The 22,861-nt window shown below is 40.5% G+C and carries 27 protein-coding genes and 1 other annotated feature; all 27 genes read right to left on the bottom strand.

All coding sequences use genetic code 11. The features are described from left to right. Window positions 1-5 precede the first annotated feature (5 nt). A complete protein-coding gene (rplX, locus tag BG05_RS03700) occupies window positions 6-317 on the bottom strand; it encodes a 50S ribosomal protein L24 (protein ID WP_000558201.1) in 312 nt (103 codons plus the stop codon). A gap of 38 nt (window positions 318-355) precedes the next feature. Continuing rightward, window positions 356-724 (bottom strand): 50S ribosomal protein L14, encoded by a 369-nt coding sequence (rplN, locus tag BG05_RS03705; RefSeq protein ID WP_000615912.1) that lies wholly within the window; start codon window positions 722-724, stop codon window positions 356-358. Between the two features lie 43 nt (window positions 725-767). Next, a complete protein-coding gene (gene rpsQ, locus BG05_RS03710) occupies window positions 768-1,031 on the bottom strand; it encodes a 30S ribosomal protein S17 (RefSeq protein WP_002091526.1) in 264 nt (87 codons plus the stop codon). Between the two features lie 20 nt (window positions 1,032-1,051). Beyond that, a complete protein-coding gene (rpmC, locus tag BG05_RS03715) occupies window positions 1,052-1,252 on the bottom strand; it encodes a 50S ribosomal protein L29 (RefSeq protein WP_002091523.1) in 201 nt (66 codons plus the stop codon). Further along, window positions 1,242-1,676, bottom strand: a complete 435-nt coding sequence (gene rplP / locus BG05_RS03720) for a 50S ribosomal protein L16 (RefSeq protein WP_000928969.1) — start codon at window positions 1,674-1,676, stop codon at window positions 1,242-1,244. The genes rpmC and rplP overlap by 11 nt, the downstream gene beginning before the upstream one ends. Before the next feature lies 1 nt (window position 1,677). Beyond that, window positions 1,678-2,337 (bottom strand): 30S ribosomal protein S3, encoded by a 660-nt coding sequence (rpsC, locus tag BG05_RS03725; protein ID WP_002009771.1) that lies wholly within the window; start codon window positions 2,335-2,337, stop codon window positions 1,678-1,680. 3 nt (window positions 2,338-2,340) lie between these two features. Next, the gene (gene rplV, locus BG05_RS03730; protein ID WP_002009773.1) at window positions 2,341-2,682 is read right to left on the bottom strand and encodes a 50S ribosomal protein L22; all 342 of its coding nucleotides are present in this window, start codon (window positions 2,680-2,682) and stop codon (window positions 2,341-2,343) included. A gap of 17 nt (window positions 2,683-2,699) precedes the next feature. After that, the gene (gene rpsS / locus BG05_RS03735; protein WP_000124452.1) at window positions 2,700-2,978 is read right to left on the bottom strand and encodes a 30S ribosomal protein S19; all 279 of its coding nucleotides are present in this window, start codon (window positions 2,976-2,978) and stop codon (window positions 2,700-2,702) included. Window positions 2,979-3,038: 60 nt separating this feature from the next. Beyond that, complete coding sequence (gene rplB, locus BG05_RS03740) at window positions 3,039-3,869, bottom strand: 50S ribosomal protein L2 (protein WP_000511584.1); 831 nt, start codon at window positions 3,867-3,869, stop codon at window positions 3,039-3,041. A 28-nt stretch (window positions 3,870-3,897) separates the two neighbouring features. Then, window positions 3,898-4,188: a 50S ribosomal protein L23 gene (gene rplW / locus BG05_RS03745; RefSeq protein ID WP_001205557.1), complete on the bottom strand. Its 291-nt coding sequence runs from the start codon at window positions 4,186-4,188 to the stop codon at window positions 3,898-3,900. Beyond that, window positions 4,188-4,811: a 50S ribosomal protein L4 gene (gene rplD, locus BG05_RS03750; RefSeq protein WP_001127261.1), complete on the bottom strand. Its 624-nt coding sequence runs from the start codon at window positions 4,809-4,811 to the stop codon at window positions 4,188-4,190. Before rplD ends, rplW begins: the two co-directional genes overlap by 1 nt. 25 nt (window positions 4,812-4,836) lie before the next feature. Then, window positions 4,837-5,469, bottom strand: coding sequence for a 50S ribosomal protein L3 (gene rplC, locus BG05_RS03755; protein ID WP_000160209.1), 633 nt, complete (start codon window positions 5,467-5,469; stop codon window positions 4,837-4,839). A 34-nt stretch (window positions 5,470-5,503) separates the two neighbouring features. After that, window positions 5,504-5,812: a 30S ribosomal protein S10 gene (gene rpsJ / locus BG05_RS03760; protein WP_001040595.1), complete on the bottom strand. Its 309-nt coding sequence runs from the start codon at window positions 5,810-5,812 to the stop codon at window positions 5,504-5,506. Between the two features lie 400 nt (window positions 5,813-6,212). Further along, window positions 6,213-7,403, bottom strand: coding sequence for an elongation factor Tu (gene tuf, locus BG05_RS03765; RefSeq protein WP_002009778.1), 1,191 nt, complete (start codon window positions 7,401-7,403; stop codon window positions 6,213-6,215). A 117-nt stretch (window positions 7,404-7,520) separates the two neighbouring features. Continuing rightward, entirely contained in the window at window positions 7,521-9,599 is a 2,079-nt protein-coding gene (gene fusA / locus BG05_RS03770) for an elongation factor G (RefSeq protein ID WP_002169326.1), read from the bottom strand. Window positions 9,600-9,806: 207 nt separating this feature from the next. Then, complete coding sequence (gene rpsG / locus BG05_RS03775; protein ID WP_001137492.1) at window positions 9,807-10,277, bottom strand: 30S ribosomal protein S7; 471 nt, start codon at window positions 10,275-10,277, stop codon at window positions 9,807-9,809. A gap of 29 nt (window positions 10,278-10,306) precedes the next feature. After that, entirely contained in the window at window positions 10,307-10,729 is a 423-nt protein-coding gene (rpsL, locus tag BG05_RS03780) for a 30S ribosomal protein S12 (protein WP_001142341.1), read from the bottom strand. Between the two features lie 114 nt (window positions 10,730-10,843). Continuing rightward, window positions 10,844-11,092 carry a 50S ribosomal protein L7ae-like protein gene (locus tag BG05_RS03785; protein ID WP_000121833.1) on the bottom strand — a complete coding sequence of 83 codons (249 nt, stop codon included), beginning with the start codon at window positions 11,090-11,092 and terminating at the stop codon, window positions 10,844-10,846. A gap of 113 nt (window positions 11,093-11,205) precedes the next feature. Further along, window positions 11,206-14,817: a DNA-directed RNA polymerase subunit beta' gene (gene rpoC / locus BG05_RS03790; protein WP_002009783.1), complete on the bottom strand. Its 3,612-nt coding sequence runs from the start codon at window positions 14,815-14,817 to the stop codon at window positions 11,206-11,208. A gap of 37 nt (window positions 14,818-14,854) precedes the next feature. After that, window positions 14,855-18,388, bottom strand: coding sequence for a DNA-directed RNA polymerase subunit beta (gene rpoB / locus BG05_RS03795; protein WP_002113316.1), 3,534 nt, complete (start codon window positions 18,386-18,388; stop codon window positions 14,855-14,857). Between the two features lie 291 nt (window positions 18,389-18,679). Next, window positions 18,680-19,279, bottom strand: coding sequence for a class I SAM-dependent methyltransferase (locus tag BG05_RS03800; RefSeq protein WP_002124684.1), 600 nt, complete (start codon window positions 19,277-19,279; stop codon window positions 18,680-18,682). Window positions 19,280-19,355: 76 nt separating this feature from the next. Beyond that, window positions 19,356-19,715: a 50S ribosomal protein L7/L12 gene (rplL, locus tag BG05_RS03805; RefSeq protein ID WP_002009788.1), complete on the bottom strand. Its 360-nt coding sequence runs from the start codon at window positions 19,713-19,715 to the stop codon at window positions 19,356-19,358. Window positions 19,716-19,782: 67 nt separating this feature from the next. Then, a complete protein-coding gene (gene rplJ, locus BG05_RS03810) occupies window positions 19,783-20,283 on the bottom strand; it encodes a 50S ribosomal protein L10 (RefSeq protein WP_002009790.1) in 501 nt (166 codons plus the stop codon). Window positions 20,284-20,322: 39 nt separating this feature from the next. Continuing rightward, window positions 20,323-20,468: a sequence feature (ribosomal protein L10 leader region), on the bottom strand. A gap of 49 nt (window positions 20,469-20,517) precedes the next feature. After that, window positions 20,518-21,210 carry a 50S ribosomal protein L1 gene (rplA, locus tag BG05_RS03815; protein WP_002009792.1) on the bottom strand — a complete coding sequence of 231 codons (693 nt, stop codon included), beginning with the start codon at window positions 21,208-21,210 and terminating at the stop codon, window positions 20,518-20,520. Between the two features lie 180 nt (window positions 21,211-21,390). After that, a complete protein-coding gene (gene rplK, locus BG05_RS03820; RefSeq protein WP_001085872.1) occupies window positions 21,391-21,816 on the bottom strand; it encodes a 50S ribosomal protein L11 in 426 nt (141 codons plus the stop codon). Between the two features lie 168 nt (window positions 21,817-21,984). Further along, entirely contained in the window at window positions 21,985-22,518 is a 534-nt protein-coding gene (nusG, locus tag BG05_RS03825) for a transcription termination/antitermination protein NusG (RefSeq protein WP_002009795.1), read from the bottom strand. A gap of 131 nt (window positions 22,519-22,649) precedes the next feature. Next, the gene (gene secE / locus BG05_RS03830) at window positions 22,650-22,829 is read right to left on the bottom strand and encodes a preprotein translocase subunit SecE (RefSeq protein WP_002009797.1); all 180 of its coding nucleotides are present in this window, start codon (window positions 22,827-22,829) and stop codon (window positions 22,650-22,652) included. Between the last annotated feature and the right edge of the window lie 32 nt (window positions 22,830-22,861).

Consider the following 22,861-nt stretch of genomic DNA (forward strand, 5'->3'; position numbering starts at 1 on the left):
GAAAATTATTTATCTAATAATTCACCAGATTTTTTTGCAATACGAACTTTTTTACCATCTTCTACTTTGAAGCCTACGCGAGTAGGTTCGCCTGTTTTCGGATCTAATACCATAACATTAGAAACGTGAATAGGTGCTTCTTTCGTAATAATTCCACCTTGTGGATTTAATTGAGATGGCTTAGAGTGTTTTTTAACGATGTTAACACCCTCAACGATAACACGGTTTTGCTTTGGGAAAGCCACAAGGATAACGCCTTGTTTTCCTTTGTCTTTACCAGTGATTACCTGAACTTTATCACCTTTTTTTACATGCATCTTAATTCTGCACCTCCTTAGCAAGGCAATACCTTAAATTATAGAACTTCTGGAGCTAAAGAAACGATCTTCATGAAGTTGCTATCACGTAATTCACGAGCTACTGGTCCGAAGATACGAGTACCACGTGGGCTCTTATCGTCTTTGATGATAACCGCTGCGTTTTCATCAAATTTAATATAAGAACCGTCCGGACGACGAGCTCCGCTCTTCGTACGTACCACTACTGCCTTAACAACGTCACCTTTTTTAACAACGCCACCTGGTGTTGCTTGTTTTACCGTAGCAACGATAATATCACCAATATTAGCATATTTACGACCAGAGCCGCCTAATACTTTAATTGTTAAAAGTTCACGTGCACCAGAGTTGTCAGCAACTTTCAAACGAGATTCTTGTTGGATCATGTTATGAAACCTCCCTTCGGACTAAAAATTCCGATTCGTCTATTTAGATAACAACCGCTTCTTCAACGATTTCAACTAAACGGAAACGCTTAGTAGCAGAAAGCGGGCGAGTTTCCATGATTTTAACGATATCGCCAAGTTTTGCTTGGTTTTGCTCATCATGGGCTTTGTACTTTTTAGAATACTTAACACGTTTTCCGTACAAGGAATGAGTTTTGTAAGTTTCAACTAAAACTGTAATCGTTTTGTCCATTTTATCAGACACAACACGACCAGTATAAACTTTGCGTTGGTTACGTTCGCTCACTATGCAAACCTCCCCTCAATTTATCGATTAATTCCGATCTCTCTTTCACAAACTACAGTTTTCATACGAGCAATCGCTTTACGCACTTCACGGATGCGAGTTGGATTCTCTAATTGTCCTGTAGCAAGTTGGAAGCGAAGATTGAACAATTCTTCCTTTAAAGCTTTAACTTTTGTTTCGATTTCGGCAGTGGTTAATTCACGAATATCATTAGTTTTCATTAGATTCACCACCATTTTCTTCACGTTTTACGAACTTACATTTCACAGGTAGTTTGTGAGCTGCAAGACGTAATGCTTCGCGTGCTACCTCTTCAGATACACCCGCGATTTCAAACATAATTTTCCCAGGTTTTACTACTGCTACCCAGCCTTCTGGTGCCCCTTTACCGGAACCCATACGTACTTCTAGAGGTTTTGCAGTGTAAGGTTTAGAAGGGAAAATTTTAATCCATACTTTACCGCCACGTTTCATGTAACGAGTCATTGCACGACGAGCAGCTTCGATTTGACGGTTTGTAATCCATGAAGCAGCTTGTGCTTGTAAACCGAATTCACCGAAAGCAATTTCAGTTCCACCTTTTGCACGACCACGCATTTTACCACGATGCTCTCTACGATATTTTACGCGTTTTGGCATTAACATATTATTTTCCTCCTTCCTCAGAAGCTTTCTTTTTTGTAGGAAGGACTTCTCCACGGTAGATCCATACTTTTACGCCTAATTTACCGTATGTTGTATCAGCTTCAACTGCTGCATAGTCAATATCAGCGCGAAGTGTATGAAGTGGAACAGTTCCTTCACTGTAAGATTCTGCACGAGCGATATCAGCCCCGCCAAGACGACCAGAAACCTGTGTTTTAATACCTTTTGCTCCTGCACGCATAGCACGTTGAATAACTTGCTTTTGTGCACGACGGAATGATACACGGTTTTCTAATTGACGAGCGATGTTTTCGCCCACTAATTTAGCGTTAAGATCAGCTCTCTTAACTTCTAAAATGTTAATGTGTACACGCTTGCCTGTTAATTGGTTAAGAGCTTTACGAAGTGCTTCAACTTCAGTACCACCTTTACCAATTACCATACCAGGTTTTGCAGTGTGAATTGTAACATTTACACGATTTGCTGCACGTTCGATTTCTACTTTAGCAACAGCAGAATCTTTTAAGCGTACAGTAATGTACTCACGGATTTTGATGTCTTCATGTAATAACGTAGCATAATCTTTCTCAGCGAACCAACGAGATTCCCAGTCGCGGATAATACCGACACGAAGACCAATTGGATTAACCTTCTGACCCATCGATTATCCCTCCTTCTTTTCTGATACCACAACTGTGATGTGGCTTGTGCGTTTGTTAATTTGGCTTGCACGACCCATTGCACGTGGACGGAAACGTTTCAACGTTGGACCTTCGTCAACGAAGACTTTTTCAACAACTAGGTTGTTAATATCCATCTCATAATTGTGCTCTGCATTTGCGATTGCAGATTTTAAAACTTTTTCTACAACTGGAGAAGCAGTTTTTGGTGTGTGGTTAAGGATAGCAATCGCTTCACCCACTTGCTTACCTCGGATTAAGTCTACTACTAAACGAACCTTACGAGGAGCAATACGAACTGTTCTCACTACTGCTTTAGCTTGCATTGAAGTGCCTCCTCTCATTATCTTCTAGTTTTCTTATCGTCAGCAAGGTGACCTTTATACGTACGAGTTGGTGCGAATTCACCTAACTTATGGCCAACCATATCCTCAGTGATGTACACAGGTACGTGTTTACGACCATCATATACAGCAATTGTATGTCCGATGAACTGAGGGAAGATTGTTGAACGGCGAGACCAAGTTTTAACAACTTGTTTTTGCTCAGATGCAACTAATTTTTCCATTTTGTTCATTAAGTGATCATCGACAAATGGTCCTTTTTTTAAGCTACGAGCCATTTTGGTGCCTCCCTTCGTGATTGGCGTACGGTTCTTGAAATGAACCGTACTACAATCCCATTATTTTTTACGACGACGAACGATAAATTTATCAGACGCTTTGTTTTTCTTACGAGTCTTGAATCCAAGAGTTGGTTTACCCCATGGAGACATTGGAGACTTACGTCCGATTGGAGAGCGTCCTTCACCACCACCGTGTGGGTGATCAACCGGGTTCATTACAGAACCACGAACTGTTGGGCGCTTACCTAACCAGCGAGAGCGACCTGCTTTACCGATTTTGATAAGTTCGTGTTGTTCGTTACCAACTTGACCGATTGAAGCGCGACAAGCAGATAATACTAAACGTACTTCACCAGAAGTTAAACGTACAAGTACGTATTTTCCTTCTTTACCAAGTACTTGAGCAGATGTACCAGCAGAACGGACTAATTGTCCTCCACGACCAGGCTTAAGCTCGATATTATGAACAACAGTACCTACTGGAATGTTGATTAATGGTAATGCGTTACCGATTTTAATGTCAGCTTCAGGGCCAGACATAACTTCCATACCTACTTCTAAAGTTTTAGGAGCAAGAATGTAACGTTTTTCACCGTCAACGTAGTTAATTAATGCGATATTCGCAGAGCGGTTTGGATCGTATTCGATCGTAGCAACGCGTCCTGGAATTCCATCTTTGTTACGCTTAAAGTCGATGATACGGTATTGACGCTTATGTCCGCCACCTTGATGACGTACAGTAATTTTACCTTGGTTATTACGACCAGCCTTTTTGCTTAAAGGAGCAAGTAAAGACTTTTCTGGTCTGTCGGTCGTGATTTCAGCGAAATCATTCGTAGTCATGTTACGACGACCGTTAGTAGTTGGATTATACTTTTTAATTCCCATCTCAATTTCCCTCCTTCTTTAGTAAGAATTAAACGCCTTGGAAGATTTCGATTTCTTTGCTGTCAGCAGTTAGCTTAACGATTGCTTTACGACGACGGCTAGTAAAACCAGCGTGACGACCAACACGTTTTGCTTTCGGCTTGTAGTTCATGATATTTACTTTGTCTACATTAACACCAAAGATCGCTTCTATAGCGTCTTTAACCTCTGTTTTATTAGATTTAACGTCCACGTCGAACGTGTATTTTTTTTCAGCCATCATTTCCATAGAACGTTCAGTGATAACTGGGCGCTTAATGATATCACGAGGATCTCTCATTATGCAAGCACCTCCTCTACTTTTTCCACTGCCGCTTTTGTCATGATTAGCTTATCATGATGAAGCACATCTAGCACGTTTACGCCATCAGCAGTGATTACTGTTACTCCAGGGATATTGCGAGCAGATAACTCTACAGATTCGTTTGCATCAGCAGTTACGATAAGAGCTTTCTTCTCAACAGTTAATCCTTTAAGTACTGCTACCATGTCTTTTGTTTTTGGTGCATTTAACACTAGGTCCTCAAGAACTACAATGTTGTTCTCAACTACTTTAGTAGCTAATGCAGATTTGATTGCTAAACGACGAACTTTCTTAGGAAGTTTGTACGCATAGCTTCTTGGTGTAGGTCCGAATACCGTACCACCACCACGCCATTGAGGAGAGCGGATAGAACCTTGACGAGCACGTCCAGTTCCTTTTTGACGCCATGGTTTACGACCACCACCACGAACTTCAGAGCGAGTTTTTACTTTGTGTGTACCTTGACGTAAAGATGCACGTTGCATCATTACAGCTTCAAATAGTACAGCTTCATTTGGTTCGATACCGAAAATAGCTTCAGCTAATTCGATTTCACCAACCTGTGAACCAGTTTGGTTATATACAGTAACTTTTGGCATTGGAATTCCTCCTTCCTATTGTGAATTATTTGCTAACCTTCACAGCGCCTTGAACAACTACAAGAGATTTCTTAGCACCTGGAACGTTACCTTTTACTAGTAATAAGTTGCGCTCAGTGTCAACTTGAACGATTTCTAAGTTTTGGATAGTAACTTGGTCTCCACCCATACGTCCAGCAAGTTTTTTGCCTTTGAATACACGGTTCGGAGCAACTGGCCCCATTGAACCTGGACGACGGTGATAGCGAGAACCATGAGACATAGGTCCGCGAGATTGTCCGTGGCGTTTAATAACACCTTGGAAACCTTTACCTTTAGAAATTCCTGTTACGTCAACGATTTCACCTGCAGCGAAAACTTCAACTTTTACCTCTTGACCAACCTCTAATCCGTCCACGTCTGCATCGCGGATTTCGCGAATGAAGCGCTTAGGAGTTGTAGATGCTTTAGCAGTGTGGCCTTGTTCAGGTTTGTTAGTTAACTTTTCACGTTTATCTTCAAATCCTAACTGAATTGCGTTGTAGCCATCAGTTTCAGTTGTTTTCTTTTGAAGAACAACGTTTGGATTAGCAGCGATTACCGTTACTGGGATTAACTCACCGTTCTCAGCAAATACTTGAGTCATACCGATCTTTCTTCCTAAGATTCCTTTGGTCATGAGTTACACCTCCTACATTTTTAAGTTATATGAATTATAGTTTGATTTCGATATCTACACCAGATGGTAAATCTAAACGCATTAATGAATCTACTGTTTGCGGAGTAGGACTCACGATGTCGATTAGACGTTTGTGTGTGCGCATTTCGAATTGTTCACGAGAATCTTTGTACTTATGAACAGCACGAAGAATTGTGTAAATAGTCTTCTCAGTTGGTAATGGGATCGGACCAGAAACTGTTGCCCCAGAACGCTTAGCTGTTTCTACAATTTTCTCAGCTGATTGATCAAGAATACGGTGATCATAAGCTTTTAAACGGATACGAATTTTTTCTTTTGCCATTATTTTCCCTCCTTCGTTCGCCTATTTCTAAAATAGACCTTCTCCATGGAAATTTCCCCACACCATGCCATGGCAAAGCGGCCGGGTGTGTCAGCAACCTTCCACTTCATCGCAGTCAAAGACCAACATTGTCTATTATACAATGTTATTCGTCTAGATGCAAGCATCTTTTTGTTCGCATCTGCTTTTCTCTACTTTTGCTATTATACATGGCACTTTAAAGAATATCAAGTTTTCATCTACTCTTATTCACCTTACAGTTTTTGGGTGTTGTTTTCGTTTTATATACTATAGAAGAAACTCATCCAAAAATAGAAAATACATCTCTTTCTTCTATAGTAATAAGCAATAAAAAAACTCAAGGGAGAATCCCTTGAGTTTTTAATAATCTAATTAAAGACTACTCAGCAACGATTGTAGCAACTACACCGTAACCTACTGTACGTCCACCTTCACGAATAGAGAATTTAGTTCCCTCTTCGATAGCGATTGGAGCGATAAGTTCGATAGTCATTTCGATGTTGTCACCAGGCATTACCATTTCAGTACCTTCTGGTAATTGGATGATACCAGTTACGTCAGTTGTACGGAAGTAGAACTGTGGACGGTAGTTAGCGAAGAATGGAGTATGACGTCCACCTTCTTCTTTAGATAATACGAAAACCTCAGCTTTGAATTTAGCGTGTGCTTTTACAGAGCCAGTTTTAGCAAGAACTTGTCCACGTTGGATGTCTTCACGAGCAACCCCACGAAGTAGAGCACCGATGTTGTCTCCAGCTTGAGCTTGGTCAAGAAGCTTACGGAACATTTCTACACCAGTTACAGTTGTAGTAGCATTCTCTTCAGCAAGACCGATGATTTCTACTACGTCACCAACTTTAACGATTCCACGCTCAACACGACCAGTTGCAACTGTACCACGACCTGTGATAGAGAATACATCCTCGATAGGCATTAAGAATGGTTTGTCAGTTTCACGTTCTGGAGTTGGGATGTAAGCATCAACTTCAGTCATTAATTCGATGATTTTTTCTTCCCACTCAGCTTCTCCTTGAAGAGCTTTAAGAGCAGAACCTTTAATTACAGGAATATCGTCGCCTGGGAATCCGTATTCAGATAATAGGTCGCGAACTTCCATTTCTACTAATTCTAATAATTCTTCGTCATCTACCATGTCGCATTTGTTTAAGAATACAACGATGTAAGGAACACCTACTTGACGAGAAAGAAGGATGTGCTCACGTGTTTGAGGCATTGGACCATCAGCAGCAGATACTACTAAGATACCGCCGTCCATTTGAGCAGCACCAGTGATCATGTTTTTAACATAGTCAGCATGACCTGGGCAGTCAACGTGTGCATAGTGACGAGTTTCAGTTTCGTACTCAACGTGTGCAGTTGAGATTGTGATTCCGCGCTCTCTTTCTTCTGGAGCAGCGTCGATTTGATCGTATCCGCGTGCTTCAGCACCACCAGCTTTTGCAAGAACTGTAGTGATCGCAGCAGTTAATGTAGTTTTACCATGGTCAACGTGGCCGATTGTACCGATGTTAACATGGGGTTTAGAACGTTCGAATTTAGCTTTAGCCATTCTAAATTCCTCCTTAGTTTATATGGGTTATTTTATATTTAGACTAGAAAGTGAAACTTGCGTCTCACTTTCTAAGCTTACATAAGTAGTTATACTTGAACAATCGATAAAAATCAATTATTCACCTTTATTTTTTTTAATAATTTCTTCAGAAACAGACTTCGGTACTTCTTCATAATGATCAAATGTCATTGAGAATGTTCCGCGTCCTTGAGTGTTAGAACGTAATGCCGTTGCATAACCGAACATTTCAGAAAGTGGAACCATAGCGCGAACAACTTGAGCGTTACCGCGAGCTTCCATACCTTCTACACGTCCACGACGAGATGTTACGTCGCCCATAATGTCACCCATGTACTCTTCAGGAATTACAACTTCAACTTTCATCATTGGCTCAAGAATTACTGGGCTACATTTAGAAACCGCAGCTTTAAGCGCCATAGATGCAGCGATTTTGAACGCCATCTCAGATGAATCGACATCATGGTAAGATCCGTCAACTAACGCAGCTTTGATGTCAACTAGTGGATAACCAGCTAGTACACCATTTTTAAGTGAGTCTTCAAGACCCGCTCCAACAGCTGGGATGTATTCACGTGGAACTACACCGCCGACGATTTTGTTTTGGAATTCAAAACCTTTACCTTCTTCATTAGGTTCAAACTCAATCCAAACGTGACCGAATTGTCCACGACCACCAGATTGACGAGCGAACTTACCTTCAACTTTCGCAGCAGCGCGGAAAGTCTCACGGTATGCTACCTGAGGAGCACCAACGTTTGCTTCCACTTTGAATTCACGGCGCATACGGTCAACGATGATATCAAGGTGAAGTTCACCCATACCAGCGATGATTGTTTGGCCAGTTTCTTGGTCAGTGTGAGCACGGAATGTTGGATCTTCTTCAGAAAGCTTAGATAATGCTGTACCCATTTTATCTTGGTCAGCTTTAGATTTTGGTTCGATAGCTACAGAGATAACTGGTTCTGGGAATTCCATAGACTCAAGGATAACAAGGCTCTTCTCGTCACAAAGAGTATCACCAGTAGTAGTATCTTTTAAACCTACAGCAGCAGCGATATCACCAGCGTAAACTGTTGAAATCTCTTCACGGCTGTTAGCGTGCATTTGTAGGATACGACCTACACGCTCACGCTTACCTTTAGTTGAGTTTTTCACGTATGATCCAGAGTTTAACACACCAGAGTACACACGGAAGAACGTTAACTTACCAACATAAGGATCAGTCATGATTTTGAATGCTAAAGCTGCGAATGGTTCTTCATCGCTAGACTTACGCTCGATAGCTTCATCTGTATCCGGAAGAGTACCTTTAATAGCAGGTACATCTAATGGAGATGGTAGGTAGTCGATAACTGCGTCTAACAGAATTTGAACACCTTTATTTTTGAATGCAGAACCACAGATTACTGGGAAGAATTCTACAGAAGTTGTAGCCTTACGGATACCAGCTTTAAGCTCTTCTACAGTGATTTCTTCACCTTCTAGGTACTTCATCATCATTTCTTCATCAAGCTCAGCTACCGCTTCAATAAGTTTTCCACGGTATTCTTCAGCTAATTCTTTATGCTCTTCAGGAATTTCGACACGCTCGATGTCTGTTCCTAAATCGTTAGAGTACATGTAAGCACACTCTTCAACAAGGTCAATGATACCATTGAACTCATCTTCAGCACCGATTGGTAACTGAATTGGATGTGCGTTTGCTTGTAAACGATCGTGGATTGTTCCTACAGAGTATAAGAAATCTGCACCAATCTTATCCATTTTGTTAACGAATACGATACGAGGTACACCATAAGTAGTAGCCTGACGCCAAACAGTTTCTGTTTGTGGTTCTACACCAGATTGTGCATCAAGTACTGCTACTGCGCCATCAAGTACGCGTAAAGAACGTTCTACTTCTACTGTGAAATCTACGTGTCCTGGAGTGTCAATGATATTTACACGGTGACCTTTCCATTGTGCTGTAGTTGCAGCAGAAGTAATTGTGATACCACGTTCTTGCTCTTGCTCCATCCAGTCCATCTGAGATGCACCTTCATGAGTTTCACCGATTTTATGAATACGTCCTGTGTAATACAGAATACGCTCAGTTGCTGTTGTTTTACCAGCATCGATGTGAGCCATGATACCAATATTACGAGTGTTTTCTAAAGAGAACTCTCTAGTCATTTGGTGTCTTGCTCCTTCCATATATGGATTGGATTATTTTATTTTAAGTAGCAAAAAAGCCACTTTATATTGTTACATATGCCAGTGTCCAGTACCCTCATTATGTAAAACGAGCGCCCAACGAAAGGGAGAGGCATTCTCCCTCTCCACACTTCCATAAGCGACAAATAAAGCGGTTTATGCTTACAATTTATTTTACGTTGAATCCTACCAACGGTAATGAGCAAATGCTTTGTTAGCTTCTGCCATTTTATGAGTGTCTTCACGTTTCTTAACAGATGCACCAGCGTTGTTAGCTGCATCTAAGATTTCGTAAGCTAGACGCTCTTCCATAGTTTTTTCACCACGAAGACGAGCATAGTTTACTAACCAGCGAAGACCTAAAGTTGTACGGCGTTCTGGACGAACCTCAACTGGAACTTGGTAGTTAGCACCACCAACACGACGAGCACGTACTTCAAGAACAGGCATGATGTTCTTAAGAGCTTGCTCGAATACTTCCATTGGTTCTTTATCTGAACGTTCACGAACGATATCGAAAGCGTTATAAAGAATTGTTTGAGATTTACCTTTTTTACCGTCAACCATCATTTTGTTGATTAGGCGTGTTACAAGTTTAGAATTGTACATTGGATCTGGTAACACGTCACGTTTCGCAACAGGTCCTTTACGAGGCATATTGAGTTCCTCCTTTCATTATAAGTTTATTATTTTTTAGCAGGTTTTGGTCGCTTAGTACCATATTTAGAACGTCCTTGCATACGTTTGTCAACACCAGCTGTATCAAGCGCACCACGAACGATGTGGTAACGTACCCCTGGTAAATCCTTTACTCGACCACCGCGAATTAATACTACGCTATGCTCTTGTAGGTTATGACCGATACCTGGGATGTAAGCTGTAACTTCAATACCGTTTGTTAAACGTACACGAGCGTATTTACGTAACGCTGAGTTCGGTTTCTTCGGAGTCATTGTACCAACACGAGTACACACACCACGTTTTTGAGGTGCAGAGATATCAGTTGATTTTTTCTTTAAAGAATTAAAACCTTTGTTTAACGCAGGTGATTTAGACTTCCATACTTTATCAGTACGACCATTTCTCACTAATTGGTTAATAGTAGGCATTTGATTATCCTCCCTTCGCATGTTTGTATGACCACATATCCAGGTGGTTCATTATTAGTTGAAAACAAAGTTTTTGCAAGGAAGAGCAAATGCTCTCTCCTCACAAAAACAGTTTTAACTTATTATTCCTATTGCTGAAGCTCCCACTTGAATCCCCGAAACTTTTCCAAGCTTACGAACTGATTCAACTTTGGTTATGGGTATGTTATGTTGCAAGGCAGTACGAATGATAACATGGGTTAACCGCACATCAGCATCTTCCGCAATAACAACTTCTTTAACTATACCATTTTTGATTGCTTCCAATGTTCGTTTATGACCAACGACTACATTTTCAGCATTTGACACTTTTTGATAAGACATTTAAATATCCTCCAAAGCATCGTTCAGGAGCAACCTTGATTATAGTAACATTTTGTCTCATACAATGTCAACTAGGATCAGCTGTTTTTATACAAAATTTACGACGGAAAATTTTACTGTTCCACATAAACTTCATCGTTTTCTACATTCATGTTATCTTGTGTTGTTTTTACAAGATCCACTTTGCGATAACGATTCATACCTGTTCCAGCAGGAACAAGCTTACCGATAATAACATTCTCTTTCAATCCTAGAAGCTCATCGCGTTTACCCTTAATTGCTGCATCTGTTAGAACACGAGTTGTTTCTTGGAATGACGCCGCAGATAAGAACGAATCTGTCTCAAGTGAAGCTTTTGTAATACCAAGTAGAACCGGTCTAGCCGTTGCTGGTTGTTTACCTTTCAGTAACACCTTCGCATTCGCATCAGTAAACTGATGGATATCTAGTAATGTTCCTGGTAATACATCTGTTTCACCCGCATCACTTACACGAACTTTACGTAGCATTTGACGTACCATTACTTCTACGTGTTTGTCACCAATTTCTACCCCTTGCATACGGTATACTTTTTGAACTTCACGTAATAAGTATTCTTGAACTGCTGTAATGTCCGTTACTTTTAGTAATTCCTTCGGATCAATAGAACCTTCTGTTAACTCTTTACCGTGGCTAATTGGCTGTCCTAGAGTTACTTTCAGACGAGCACCGTAAGGAATAGCATACGTACGAGCTTCAACTTCACCCTGTACAACTACTTCTTGGCGATCTTTAACATCGTTGATCGCTGCGATAACACCGTCAATTTCACTGATAACTGCCTGACCCTTCGGATTACGAGCTTCGAAGATCTCTTGGATACGAGGTAAACCTTGTGTGATATCATCCCCGGCAACCCCACCTGTATGGAACGTACGCATCGTTAACTGTGTACCTGGCTCACCGATAGATTGAGCTGCGATAATACCTACCGCTTCTCCTACTTCTACGTCTGTACCAGTTGCTAAGTTACGACCGTAACACTTCTTACATACACCATGGCGAGTATTACACGTAAACGCTGAACGAATGTTTACAGTTTCAACACCCGACTTTTCAACGATATGAGCAATATCTTCAGTAATTAATTGATTTTCAACAACTAATACTTCACCTGTTTCAGGATGTTTTACAGTTTTTCTTGCAAAACGTCCAACAAGACGATCATATAGTGACTCAATAACTTCATTACCCTCTTTAATCGCACCAATTAGTAAACCGCGATCTGTTCCACAATCATCTTGACGAACAATTACATCTTGTGCAACGTCTACAAGACGACGTGTTAAGTAACCAGAATCGGCAGTTTTAAGTGCTGTATCGGCAAGACCTTTACGCGCACCATGCGTAGAGATGAAGTACTCAAGTACTGTTAAACCTTCACGGAAACTCGATTTGATCGGAAGCTCAATGATACGACCAGATGGATTGGCCATCAGACCACGCATACCAGCAAGCTGAGTAAAGTTCGATGCGTTACCACGGGCACCGGAATCACTCATCATGAAGATTGGGTTGCGTTTATTCAAGGATTTCATCAGCTTTCCTTGGATAACATCTTTTGCATTACTCCAAATAGAGATAACACGATCGTAACGTTCTTCTTCCGTGATTAAACCGCGACGGAATTGTTTAATTACATTATCTACTTTTGCTTGTGCTTCATGGAGAATTTCATCTTTTTCACCTAATACAAGAATATCTGATACCCCAACTGTAATACCAGCTTTTGTAGAGTATTTAAATCCTAAGTTTTTCATACGGTCAAGCATGCGAGACGTTTCTGTAATTTGGAAACGTTTGAATACTTCCGCAATAATATTACCAAGGATTTTCTTGCTAAATGGTGCCACTTCTTCGCGACTAGCAATAATTTCTTTAATGTTCGCACCTTTTTCAACGAAATATTCCGCTGGTGTTTCTTTTTCAAGGTTTGAGTTTGTTGGTTCATTAATATAAGGGAACGACTCTGGTAAGATTTCGTTAAATATTAATTTACCAACTGTTGTTAATAGAAGCTTACTCTTTTGCTCTTCAGTAAACGTTACATTATTTACCGAACTCGCAGCAACTGCAACACGTGTGTGCAGATGTACATATCCATTTTGGTATGCAAGTATTGCTTCGTTTGCATCTTTGAAGACCATACCTTCACCGATTGCACCCTCGCGCTCAAGTGTTAAGTAATAGTTACCTAATACCATATCCTGAGATGGAGTAACAACTGGTTTTCCGTCTTTTGGATTCAAGATGTTTTGTGCCGCTAACATAAGGATACGAGCTTCTGCTTGTGCCTCTGATGATAACGGAACGTGAACCGCCATTTGGTCACCGTCAAAGTCCGCGTTGTATGCAGTACATACAAGTGGGTGAAGACGGATTGCACGACCTTCTACTAGTGTAGGTTCAAACGCCTGGATACCAAGACGGTGAAGTGTTGGTGCGCGGTTTAGAAGTACTGGATGCTCTTTAATCACAGATTCTAAAACGTCCCAAACTTCAGGGTGTACACGCTCGATTTTACGTTTAGCACTCTTAATGTTGTGTGCTAATCCTTTTCCAACTAACTCTTTCATAACGAAAGGTTTAAACAATTCAAGTGCCATTTCTTTCGGCAATCCACATTGGTACATCTTTAAGTTCGGTCCTACGACGATTACAGAACGGCCAGAGTAGTCAACACGTTTACCTAATAAGTTTTGACGGAAACGTCCTTGTTTACCTTTAAGCATGTGAGATAGTGATTTTAATGGACGGTTACCTGGTCCAGTAACTGGACGGCCACGGCGACCATTATCGATTAATGCGTCTACAGCTTCTTGTAACATACGTTTTTCGTTTTGAACGATAATGCTTGGTGCACCTAAGTCCAATAGACGTTTTAAACGGTTGTTACGGTTAATTACACGACGATATAAGTCGTTTAAGTCAGAAGTAGCAAAACGTCCACCATCTAACTGTACCATCGGGCGTAGTTCTGGTGGGATAACTGGAAGAACCTCTAAGATCATCCAAGATGGGTGATTTCCAGAGTTACGGAATGCTTCTAATACTTCTAGACGTTTAATAGCACGAGTACGGCGTTGTCCTTGTGCTGTTTTTAATTCTTCTTTTAAGAAGTCTACTTCTTTATCTAAATCGATGTCTTGCAGTAATTTTTTAATCGCTTCTGCACCCATAGCAGCATGGAATGTACTGCCATATCGATCACGATATGCACGGTATTCTTTTTCAGAAAGTAATTGCTTCTTATCAAGTGGTGTATCTCCACTTTCTGTTACAACATAAGAAGCGAAATAAATTACTTCTTCAAGCGCGCGAGGGGACATGTCTAAGACAAGTCCCATGCGGCTCGGGATACCTTTGAAATACCAAATATGAGATACAGGAGCAGCTAATTCGATATGACCCATACGTTCACGACGAACTTTTGCACGCGTTACTTCAACGCCACATCGATCACAAACTACACCTTTATAACGTACACGTTTATATTTCCCGCAATGACATTCCCAGTCCTTTTGTGGTCCGAAAATACGCTCACAGAACAAGCCATCTTTTTCAGGCTTTAACGTACGATAGTTAATTGTTTCTGGTTTCTTAACTTCACCGTATGACCAAGAACGAATCTTGTCAGGTGAAGCAAGTCCAATCTTCATATATTCAAAGTTATTTACATCTATCAAGGGGCCTACCTCCCTTTTAGTCTACAGGTTATCCCAATTATTCCTTAGTTGTCTCAACTTCAACATTCAATTTATCTGCTGATTGATGATCATCGTCATCTTCCGTATCACGCATTTCAATTTCTGTATCGTTGATAGACATCATTTTAACGTCCATACCTAAACTTTGCAGTTCTTTAATCAATACTTTGAATGATTCAGGAACGCCTGGTTCTGGAACATTTTCACCTTTAACAATTGCTTCATACGTCTTAACACGTCCAATAACATCATCAGACTTCACTGTTAAGATTTCTTGAAGAGTATAAGCAGCACCATAAGCTTCAAGTGCCCAAACCTCCATCTCACCGAAACGCTGTCCACCGAACTGAGCTTTACCTCCAAGAGGTTGCTGCGTTACAAGTGAGTATGGTCCAGTAGAACGAGCATGAAGTTTATCGTCAACCATGTGCGCAAGTTTGATCATATACATGACACCAACAGATACACGGTTATCGAATGGCTCACCAGTACGTCCGTCATACAGGATTGTTTTCGCGTCATTTGCCATACCAGCTTCTTCAATTGTGCCCCATACATCTTCCTCACGAGCACCATCGAATACCGGTGTTGCAATGTGAATACCAAGGTATCTTGCTGCCATACCAAGATGAAGCTCTAATACCTGACCGATATTCATACGAGATGGTACCCCTAATGGGTTTAACATGATATCGATTGGCGTACCATCTGGTAAGTAAGGCATATCTTCTTCCGGTAAAATACGGGAGATAACACCTTTGTTACCATGACGACCGGCCATTTTGTCACCTTCAGAAATTTTACGCTTTTGAACGATATATGCACGTACAAGTTGATTCACGCCTGGTGGCAATTCATCGCCATCTTCACGGTTAAACACTTTTACGTCTAAGATAATACCGCCACCACCGTGTGGTACACGTAGTGATGTATCACGTACTTCACGTGCTTTTTCACCGAAGATTGCATGTAATAGACGTTCTTCTGCCGTTAATTCTGTTACACCTTTTGGCGTTACTTTACCAACAAGTAGATCTCCATCTTTTACTTCAGCACCGACGCGAATAATACCGCGCTCGTCAAGATTACGAAGTGCATCTTCTCCAACATTCGGGATATCACGTGTAATTTCTTCTGGTCCAAGCTTCGTATCACGAGCTTCTGATTCATATTCTTCAATATGGATAGAAGTGTACACATCATCTTTTACAAGGCGCTCACTCATGATGATCGCATCCTCATAGTTATAACCGTCCCATGTCATAAAGCCAACAAGCACGTTACGTCCAAGCGCCAGTTCACCTAGTTCCATAGAAGGACCATCCGCAAGGATTTCACCTTTTACAACTTGGTCTCCAACACTTACGATTGGACGTTGGTTGTAGCAAGTTCCTTGGTTAGAACGAATGAATTTTTGCATTTTGTAGCGATCTAAGTCGCCTTTTACTGTTTGACCGTCAACGTCTACATAGCGACGTACCCAAACTTCACGTGCTTCTACGCGCTCAACAACACCAGGCTGTTTACAGATTACTGCAGCACCTGAGTCTTTTGCTGATACGTACTCCATACCTGTACCTACAATCGGAGATTCCGGATTTATTAACGGAACCGCCTGACGTTGCATGTTCGCTCCCATAAGTGCGCGGTTAGAGTCATCGTTTTCTAAGAACGGAATACAAGCTGTCGCTGCCGACACTACTTGTTTTGGAGATACATCCATGTAGTCGATGCGTTCTTTATTTGTGACAATGTTTTCACCACGGAAACGAGCTACGATATCTTCATCAAGGAATTCCCCTACTTCAGATAATTTCATATTCGCTTGGGCTACAACATAGTTATCTTCTTCATCTGCTGTTAAATAATCAACCTGCCCTGTTACAAGACCAGTTTCTGGGTCAACACGACGGTATGGCGTTTCAATGAAACCAAACTCATTTACTTTCGCAAACGAAGATAATGAGTTAATCAAACCGATGTTTGGTCCCTCTGGTGTTTCAATTGGACACATACGACCATAGTGAGAGTAGTGAACGTCACGTACTTCAAAGCCTGCGCGCTCACGCGTTAAACCACCGGGTCCTAATGCAGATAGTCTTCGTTTGTGAGTTAACTCTGCTAATGGGTTTGTTTGATCCATGAACTGAGATAACTGAGAACTTCCGAAGAACTCTTTAATAGATGCAATAACCGGGCGAATGTTAATTAACGCTTGTGGTGTAATTGCATTTGTATCTTGAATCGACATTCTCTCACGAACAACACGTTCCATACGAGAAAGACCGATACGGAATTGGTTTTGTAGTAACTCTCCTACAGAACGCAGACGACGATTTCCTAAGTGGTCAATATCATCTGTATCCCCTACTTTATATAGCAAGTTAAAGAAGTAGCTAATAGAAGCAAGAATATCACCTGGTGTGATGTGTTTTATATCACGAGTAATATTTGCATTCCCAATTACGTTTATAGATCGTTCGCCTTCTGATTCTGGAGCATAAATCTTAATAGATTGCAGCTCAACATCGCCTGCTACCACTCCACCCATTGGTTTCGCTGTTTTGAATCCAATGTTTTTCTCTAAGTAAGGTAGAATGCGATCCAGTGTACGACGATCTAGGACTGTTCCTTCTGCCGCTAAAATTTCACCAGTTTCTGGATCCACCAGTGTTTCAGCTAAACGTTGGTTAAACAATCTGTTTTTAATGTGTAGCTTTTTGTTGATCTTATAGCGACCTACATTTGCTAAATCGTAGCGCTTCGGATCAAAGAAACGAGACACAAGTAAGCTCTTTGCATTTTCTACTGTTGGTGGTTCACCAGGGCGTAGACGCTCATAAATTTCAAGCAATGCCTTCTCAGTGCTATCTGTGTTGTCTTTTTCTAACGTATTGCTTAAGTATTCGTTATCACCTAAAAGCTCGGTGATTTCTTGATCAGAGCCAAACCCTAATGCGCGTAACAAAACAGTTACAGGAAGTTTACGCGTACGGTCAATACGCACATATACAACATCCTTAGCATCTGTTTCATACTCTAACCAAGCTCCGCGGTTTGGAATTACAGTAGCAGTAAAACCACGTTTTCCGTTTTTATCCACTTTGCCACTATAGTATACGCTTGGAGAGCGAACTAACTGGGAAACGATAACACGTTCTGCACCGTTAATTACGAATGTTCCAGTCTCTGTCATGAGTGGGAAATCTCCCATGAACACATCTTGTTCTTTTACTTCACCAGTTTCCTTGTTGATTAGACGCACTTTTACACGAAGTGGTGCTGCATACGTCACATCACGCTCTTTGCATTCTTCTACAGAGTATTTAGGTTCACCCAAGCTGTAGTCGATAAATTCAAGCGATAGATTTCCCGTAAAGTCTTCGATCGGAGAAATGTCTTGGAACATTTCTCGCAAACCCTCATCAAGAAACCACTGATAAGAAGAGGTTTGAATTTCGATAAGATTTGGTAACTCTAATACTTCACTAATACGGGCATAACTTCTTCGTTGGCGGTGGCGTCCGTATTGAACTAGTTGACCTGTCAACTGCTTCACCCCTCAAATCATGAGTATTATAAATGCACAAAAAAATTTGTGCAAAATCACAAATAAATACAACTACTGCTATTAGCGTAGTTTTTTTCTCTTAAAGATAGATACGTTGAGTCTTTCTACCTGCTCAAAAAAGAAAAATGGCTTCTATAAGAAAACCATCATTCTGTTTCATAATCTGCTGATTTTACTATCTTTTCCAAGAGAAGCAAAAATATACATCTTTCTCAACGCAGAAAATCATATATTGGCATTGTATAATGTTAACATAGCCAAAAATAACCGTCAACGCTTTTTTGATTTTATGATATAATATCCTTTTTTCTTTTCTACAACTTCAACTTCAGAAAATACTTCTTCTAGTTTTTTCATCGCAGATGGCGCACCTTGTTTCTTTTGAATAACAATCCACAATTCTCCACCTGAAACTAAATACTCCACAGCCTTTTCTAAAATCTCATGCACGATATCTTTACCAGCACGAATTGGAGGATTAGATAGAATAACAGCATACTTGCCATCTACATTTTCATAGACACTACTTTGCAAAATACGTATATTTTCAATTCTGTTATTAGCGGCATTTTCTTTTGCAAGTCCCAAGGCCCTTTCATTCACATCCACCATGTGAATTTCACGATTTTGAAACTCTTTCGCTAACGACAAACCGATTGGACCGTACCCACATCCTACGTCTAACACATTACCTTTAACATCTGGCATTTGAAACGCTTCAATTAAAAGACGAGAACCAAAGTCCACTTCGTTTTTCGAGAACACCCCATGGTCAGATAAAAAAGTAAATCGAGATTCACGAAGTGTAACTTCCCATCGTTTACGATCACTTTTACTAGAAGGGTCGTTAGAAAAATAATGGTCTGCCATATGGCCACCTCTTTTCTTTACAGTTAAAAAAAAAGCTCGCATAAGAGCGAGCTTTTTTTAAAGCACCAAAAGTTAATTACTTAACTTCTACAGCAGCGCCAACTTCTTCAAGTTTAGCTTTCATTTCTTCAGCTTCCTCTTTAGTAACGCCTTCTTTGATTGCTTTTGGAGTGTTGTCAACTAATTCTTTAGCTTCTTTTAAGCCAAGACCAGTGATTTCACGTACAGCTTTGATAACTTTGATTTTTTGAGCGCCAGCACTTGCAAGTACTACGTCAAATTCAGTTTGCTCAGCAGCAGCTTCACCAGCGCCACCAGCTACAGCTACAGGAGCAGCAGCAGTTACGCCGAATTCTTCCTCGATAGCTTTTACTAAGTCGTTAAGTTCTAATACAGTCATAGATTTAACTGCTTCAATGATTTGTTCTTTAGTCATTGTAAATATCCTCCCTTAAATAGGTTTGTATTGTTTTATAGATAACAAGTAATTATCTTTTAAAAAATTAAGCGCCTTGCTCTTCCTTTTGATCTGCAACTGCTTTAGTAGCAAGTGCAAGGTTACGGATTGGAGCTTGAAGAACGCTAAGAAGCATAGAAAGTAAGCCTTCACGTGATGGAAGAGTAGCGATAGCTTTAACCTCATCAAGTGTTACAAGTTTACCTTCGATTACGCCCGCTTTAATTTCTAAAGCTTCATGATTTTTAGCGAAGTCGTTTAATACTTTCGCAGGAGCAACTACATCCTCGTTACTGAACGCGATTGCGTTTGGTCCTGTTAAGAATTCGTTTAACTCAGCCATTTCAGCAGACTCTGCAGCACGACGAGTTAAAGAGTTTTTGTAAACTTTGAACTCAACGCCAGCTTCACGTAAGTTTTTACGTAATTCTGTTGCTTCAGAAACTGTTAAACCACGGTAGTCAACAACAATTGTAGATTTACTCGCGCGAAGTTTTTCAGCGATTTCAGTTACAACTTGTTGTTTAGTTTCGATTACTTTGCTCATGTTATTACACCTCCTGTAGATTATATAGAAGATGTACCGAAAGTGCACTAAAAACCTCCATGCCCAACTTGTAGACATGGAGGCATATAGTCACAGAAAAAAGATTCCGCTTCGTATATTAACACCTAGGTAGGAAATTAAGTCGAATCGACTCCTACTGTCTACGGTACACTATTAAAATTCACAACATAAATGATTATATTAAAACTTCTTTATGAAGTCAACTTCCAATTTTTACGCAAGTGTAGAAACGTCTACGCGTACGCCAGGTCCCATTGTAGAAGCAACAGTTGCGTTCTTCATGTAAGTACCTTTTGCAGCAGCTGGCTTAGCTTTTTGTAGCGTGTCAGCAATTGTTTTGAAGTTTTCTACTAATTTAGCATCTTCGAAAGATACTTTACCGATTGGAACGTGGATGTTACCAGCTTTATCAACGCGGTATTCAACTTTACCAGCTTTGATTTCGTTAACAGCTTTAGTTACATCGAAAGTAACTGTTCCAGTTTTAGGGTTTGGCATTAAACCTTTAGGTCCTAATACACGACCAAGTTTACCAACTTCACCCATCATGTCAGGAGTTGCTACTACTACATCGAAATCGAACCAACCTTTTTGGATTTTACCGATGTAATCAGCATCGCCTACGAATTCAGCGCCAGCAGCTTCAGCTTCTTTTGCTTTTTCGCCTTTAGCGAATACTAATACACGTTGTACTTTACCAGTACCGTGTGGAAGAACAACTGCACCACGAATTTGTTGGTCAGCTTTCTTAGGGTCAACACCTAAACGGAATGCAGCTTCTACAGTTGCATCAAATTTAGCTGTGTTTGTTTTCTTTACTAATTCTACTGCTTCTGTTGCAGAGTAAGCAGATGCACGATCAACAAGCTTCGCAGCTTCAACGTACTTTTTACCTCTTTTAGCCATGTTTGTTTCCTCCTTGAATGTGGTTTTAGCGGAATAACCTCCCACGTTTACGCCTTCATTCCGGGAACCCCCGAGGATGTGCGCCCATCCATTTATTTAAAAATGATGATCATTTACGATAATAAAGGTTGCGAATTGGAATTCCAGACCCGCAACCTTTTTTACAAAAAACAAATCGAATTAGTCTTCGATAACGATGCCCATACTGCGCGCAGTACCTTCAACCATACGCATTGCAGCTTCTACGCTAGCAGCGTTTAGGTCAGGCATTTTAGTTTCAGCGATTTCGCGTACTTTATCACGCTTAACAGTTGCCACTTTATTACGGTTTGGTTCACCAGAACCAGACTCAATACCAGCTACTTTCTTAAGAAGAACAGCAGCAGGAGGAGTTTTAGTAATGAAAGTGAATGAACGGTCTTCAAATACCGTAATTTCAACAGGGATGATAAGACCAGCTTGATCAGCTGTACGAGCGTTAAACTCTTTACAGAAGCCCATGATGTTAACACCTGCTTGTCCTAATGCTGGACCAACCGGCGGAGCTGGATTAGCTTTACCTGCAGGAATCTGAAGTTTTACCATTTTAATTACCTTTTTAGCCACGAGACACACCTCCTTAAGTCCGTGATGTGGTCAATTGGGCAGTGATTTGCCCTCCCACTTCATATTTTATCATTATGATAAAATCTTTTTCAAAAAACGTCTCCGTTACCGAAGACGTACTGACTTAAAAGATATTATCACTTTTTACAATTCATTTCAAGTTTCATTTTATAATTTTTCAATTTGATGGAAATCAAGTTCAACCGGAGTCTCGCGACCGAACATGTCTACAAGCACGCTAACTTTTTTCTTTTCCACATCAATTTCTTCAATCGCACCTGTATAATCCGCGAATGGCCCCTCATTTACACGCACTGTTTCATGAAGTTCAAATTCGAAATCAACCACTTCATTGTCCATTCCCATATGCTTCATGATGGTAACAACTTCCTCTTCTAATAGAGGCGATGGTTTAGATCCTGAACCAGAAGAACCGACAAAGCCTGTTACACCTGGCGTATTACGAACAACATACCAAGAATCGTCAGTCATGATTAGTTCTACTAATACGTAACCTGGGAACACTTTTCTTTTCGTTATTTTTTCTTTACCATTTTTCATTTCTACTTCTACTTCTTCCGGGACAACAACACGGAAAATTTTATCTTGCATACCCATTGATTCTACACGTTTCTCTAGGTTTGCTTTTACTTTATTTTCATATCCAGAATAAGTATGGACAACATACCAACTTTTTTCCATTCATTTAGGACGAGCGTCCTTCCCTCCCTGACGTACATTTTTTTGCGCAAATGAAAAAACCCGTTCACCGGGCTTTTACACAGTTCTTATAAATAACATTATATCATGGATAAGTGCTTCTTATTCAAGAATTAACCAAGAATTAACCGAATTAAAGAAGAAATGCCCATATCAACCACTGCGAAGAAAATCGCAAAGAACACAACTGTCGCGATAACAGTCGTTGTTGATCGGAGTAATTCATCTTTTTTAGGCCAACTTACTTTTTTCATTTCGCGACCTACATCGCCGAAAAAGTTCGTTAAACGCATCTACGGGACCTCCAGTTTATTATTTCAATTAT

The sequence above is a fragment of the Bacillus mycoides genome, from assembly GCF_000832605.1.
GTDB lineage: Bacteria > Bacillota > Bacilli > Bacillales > Bacillaceae_G > Bacillus_A > Bacillus_A mycoides.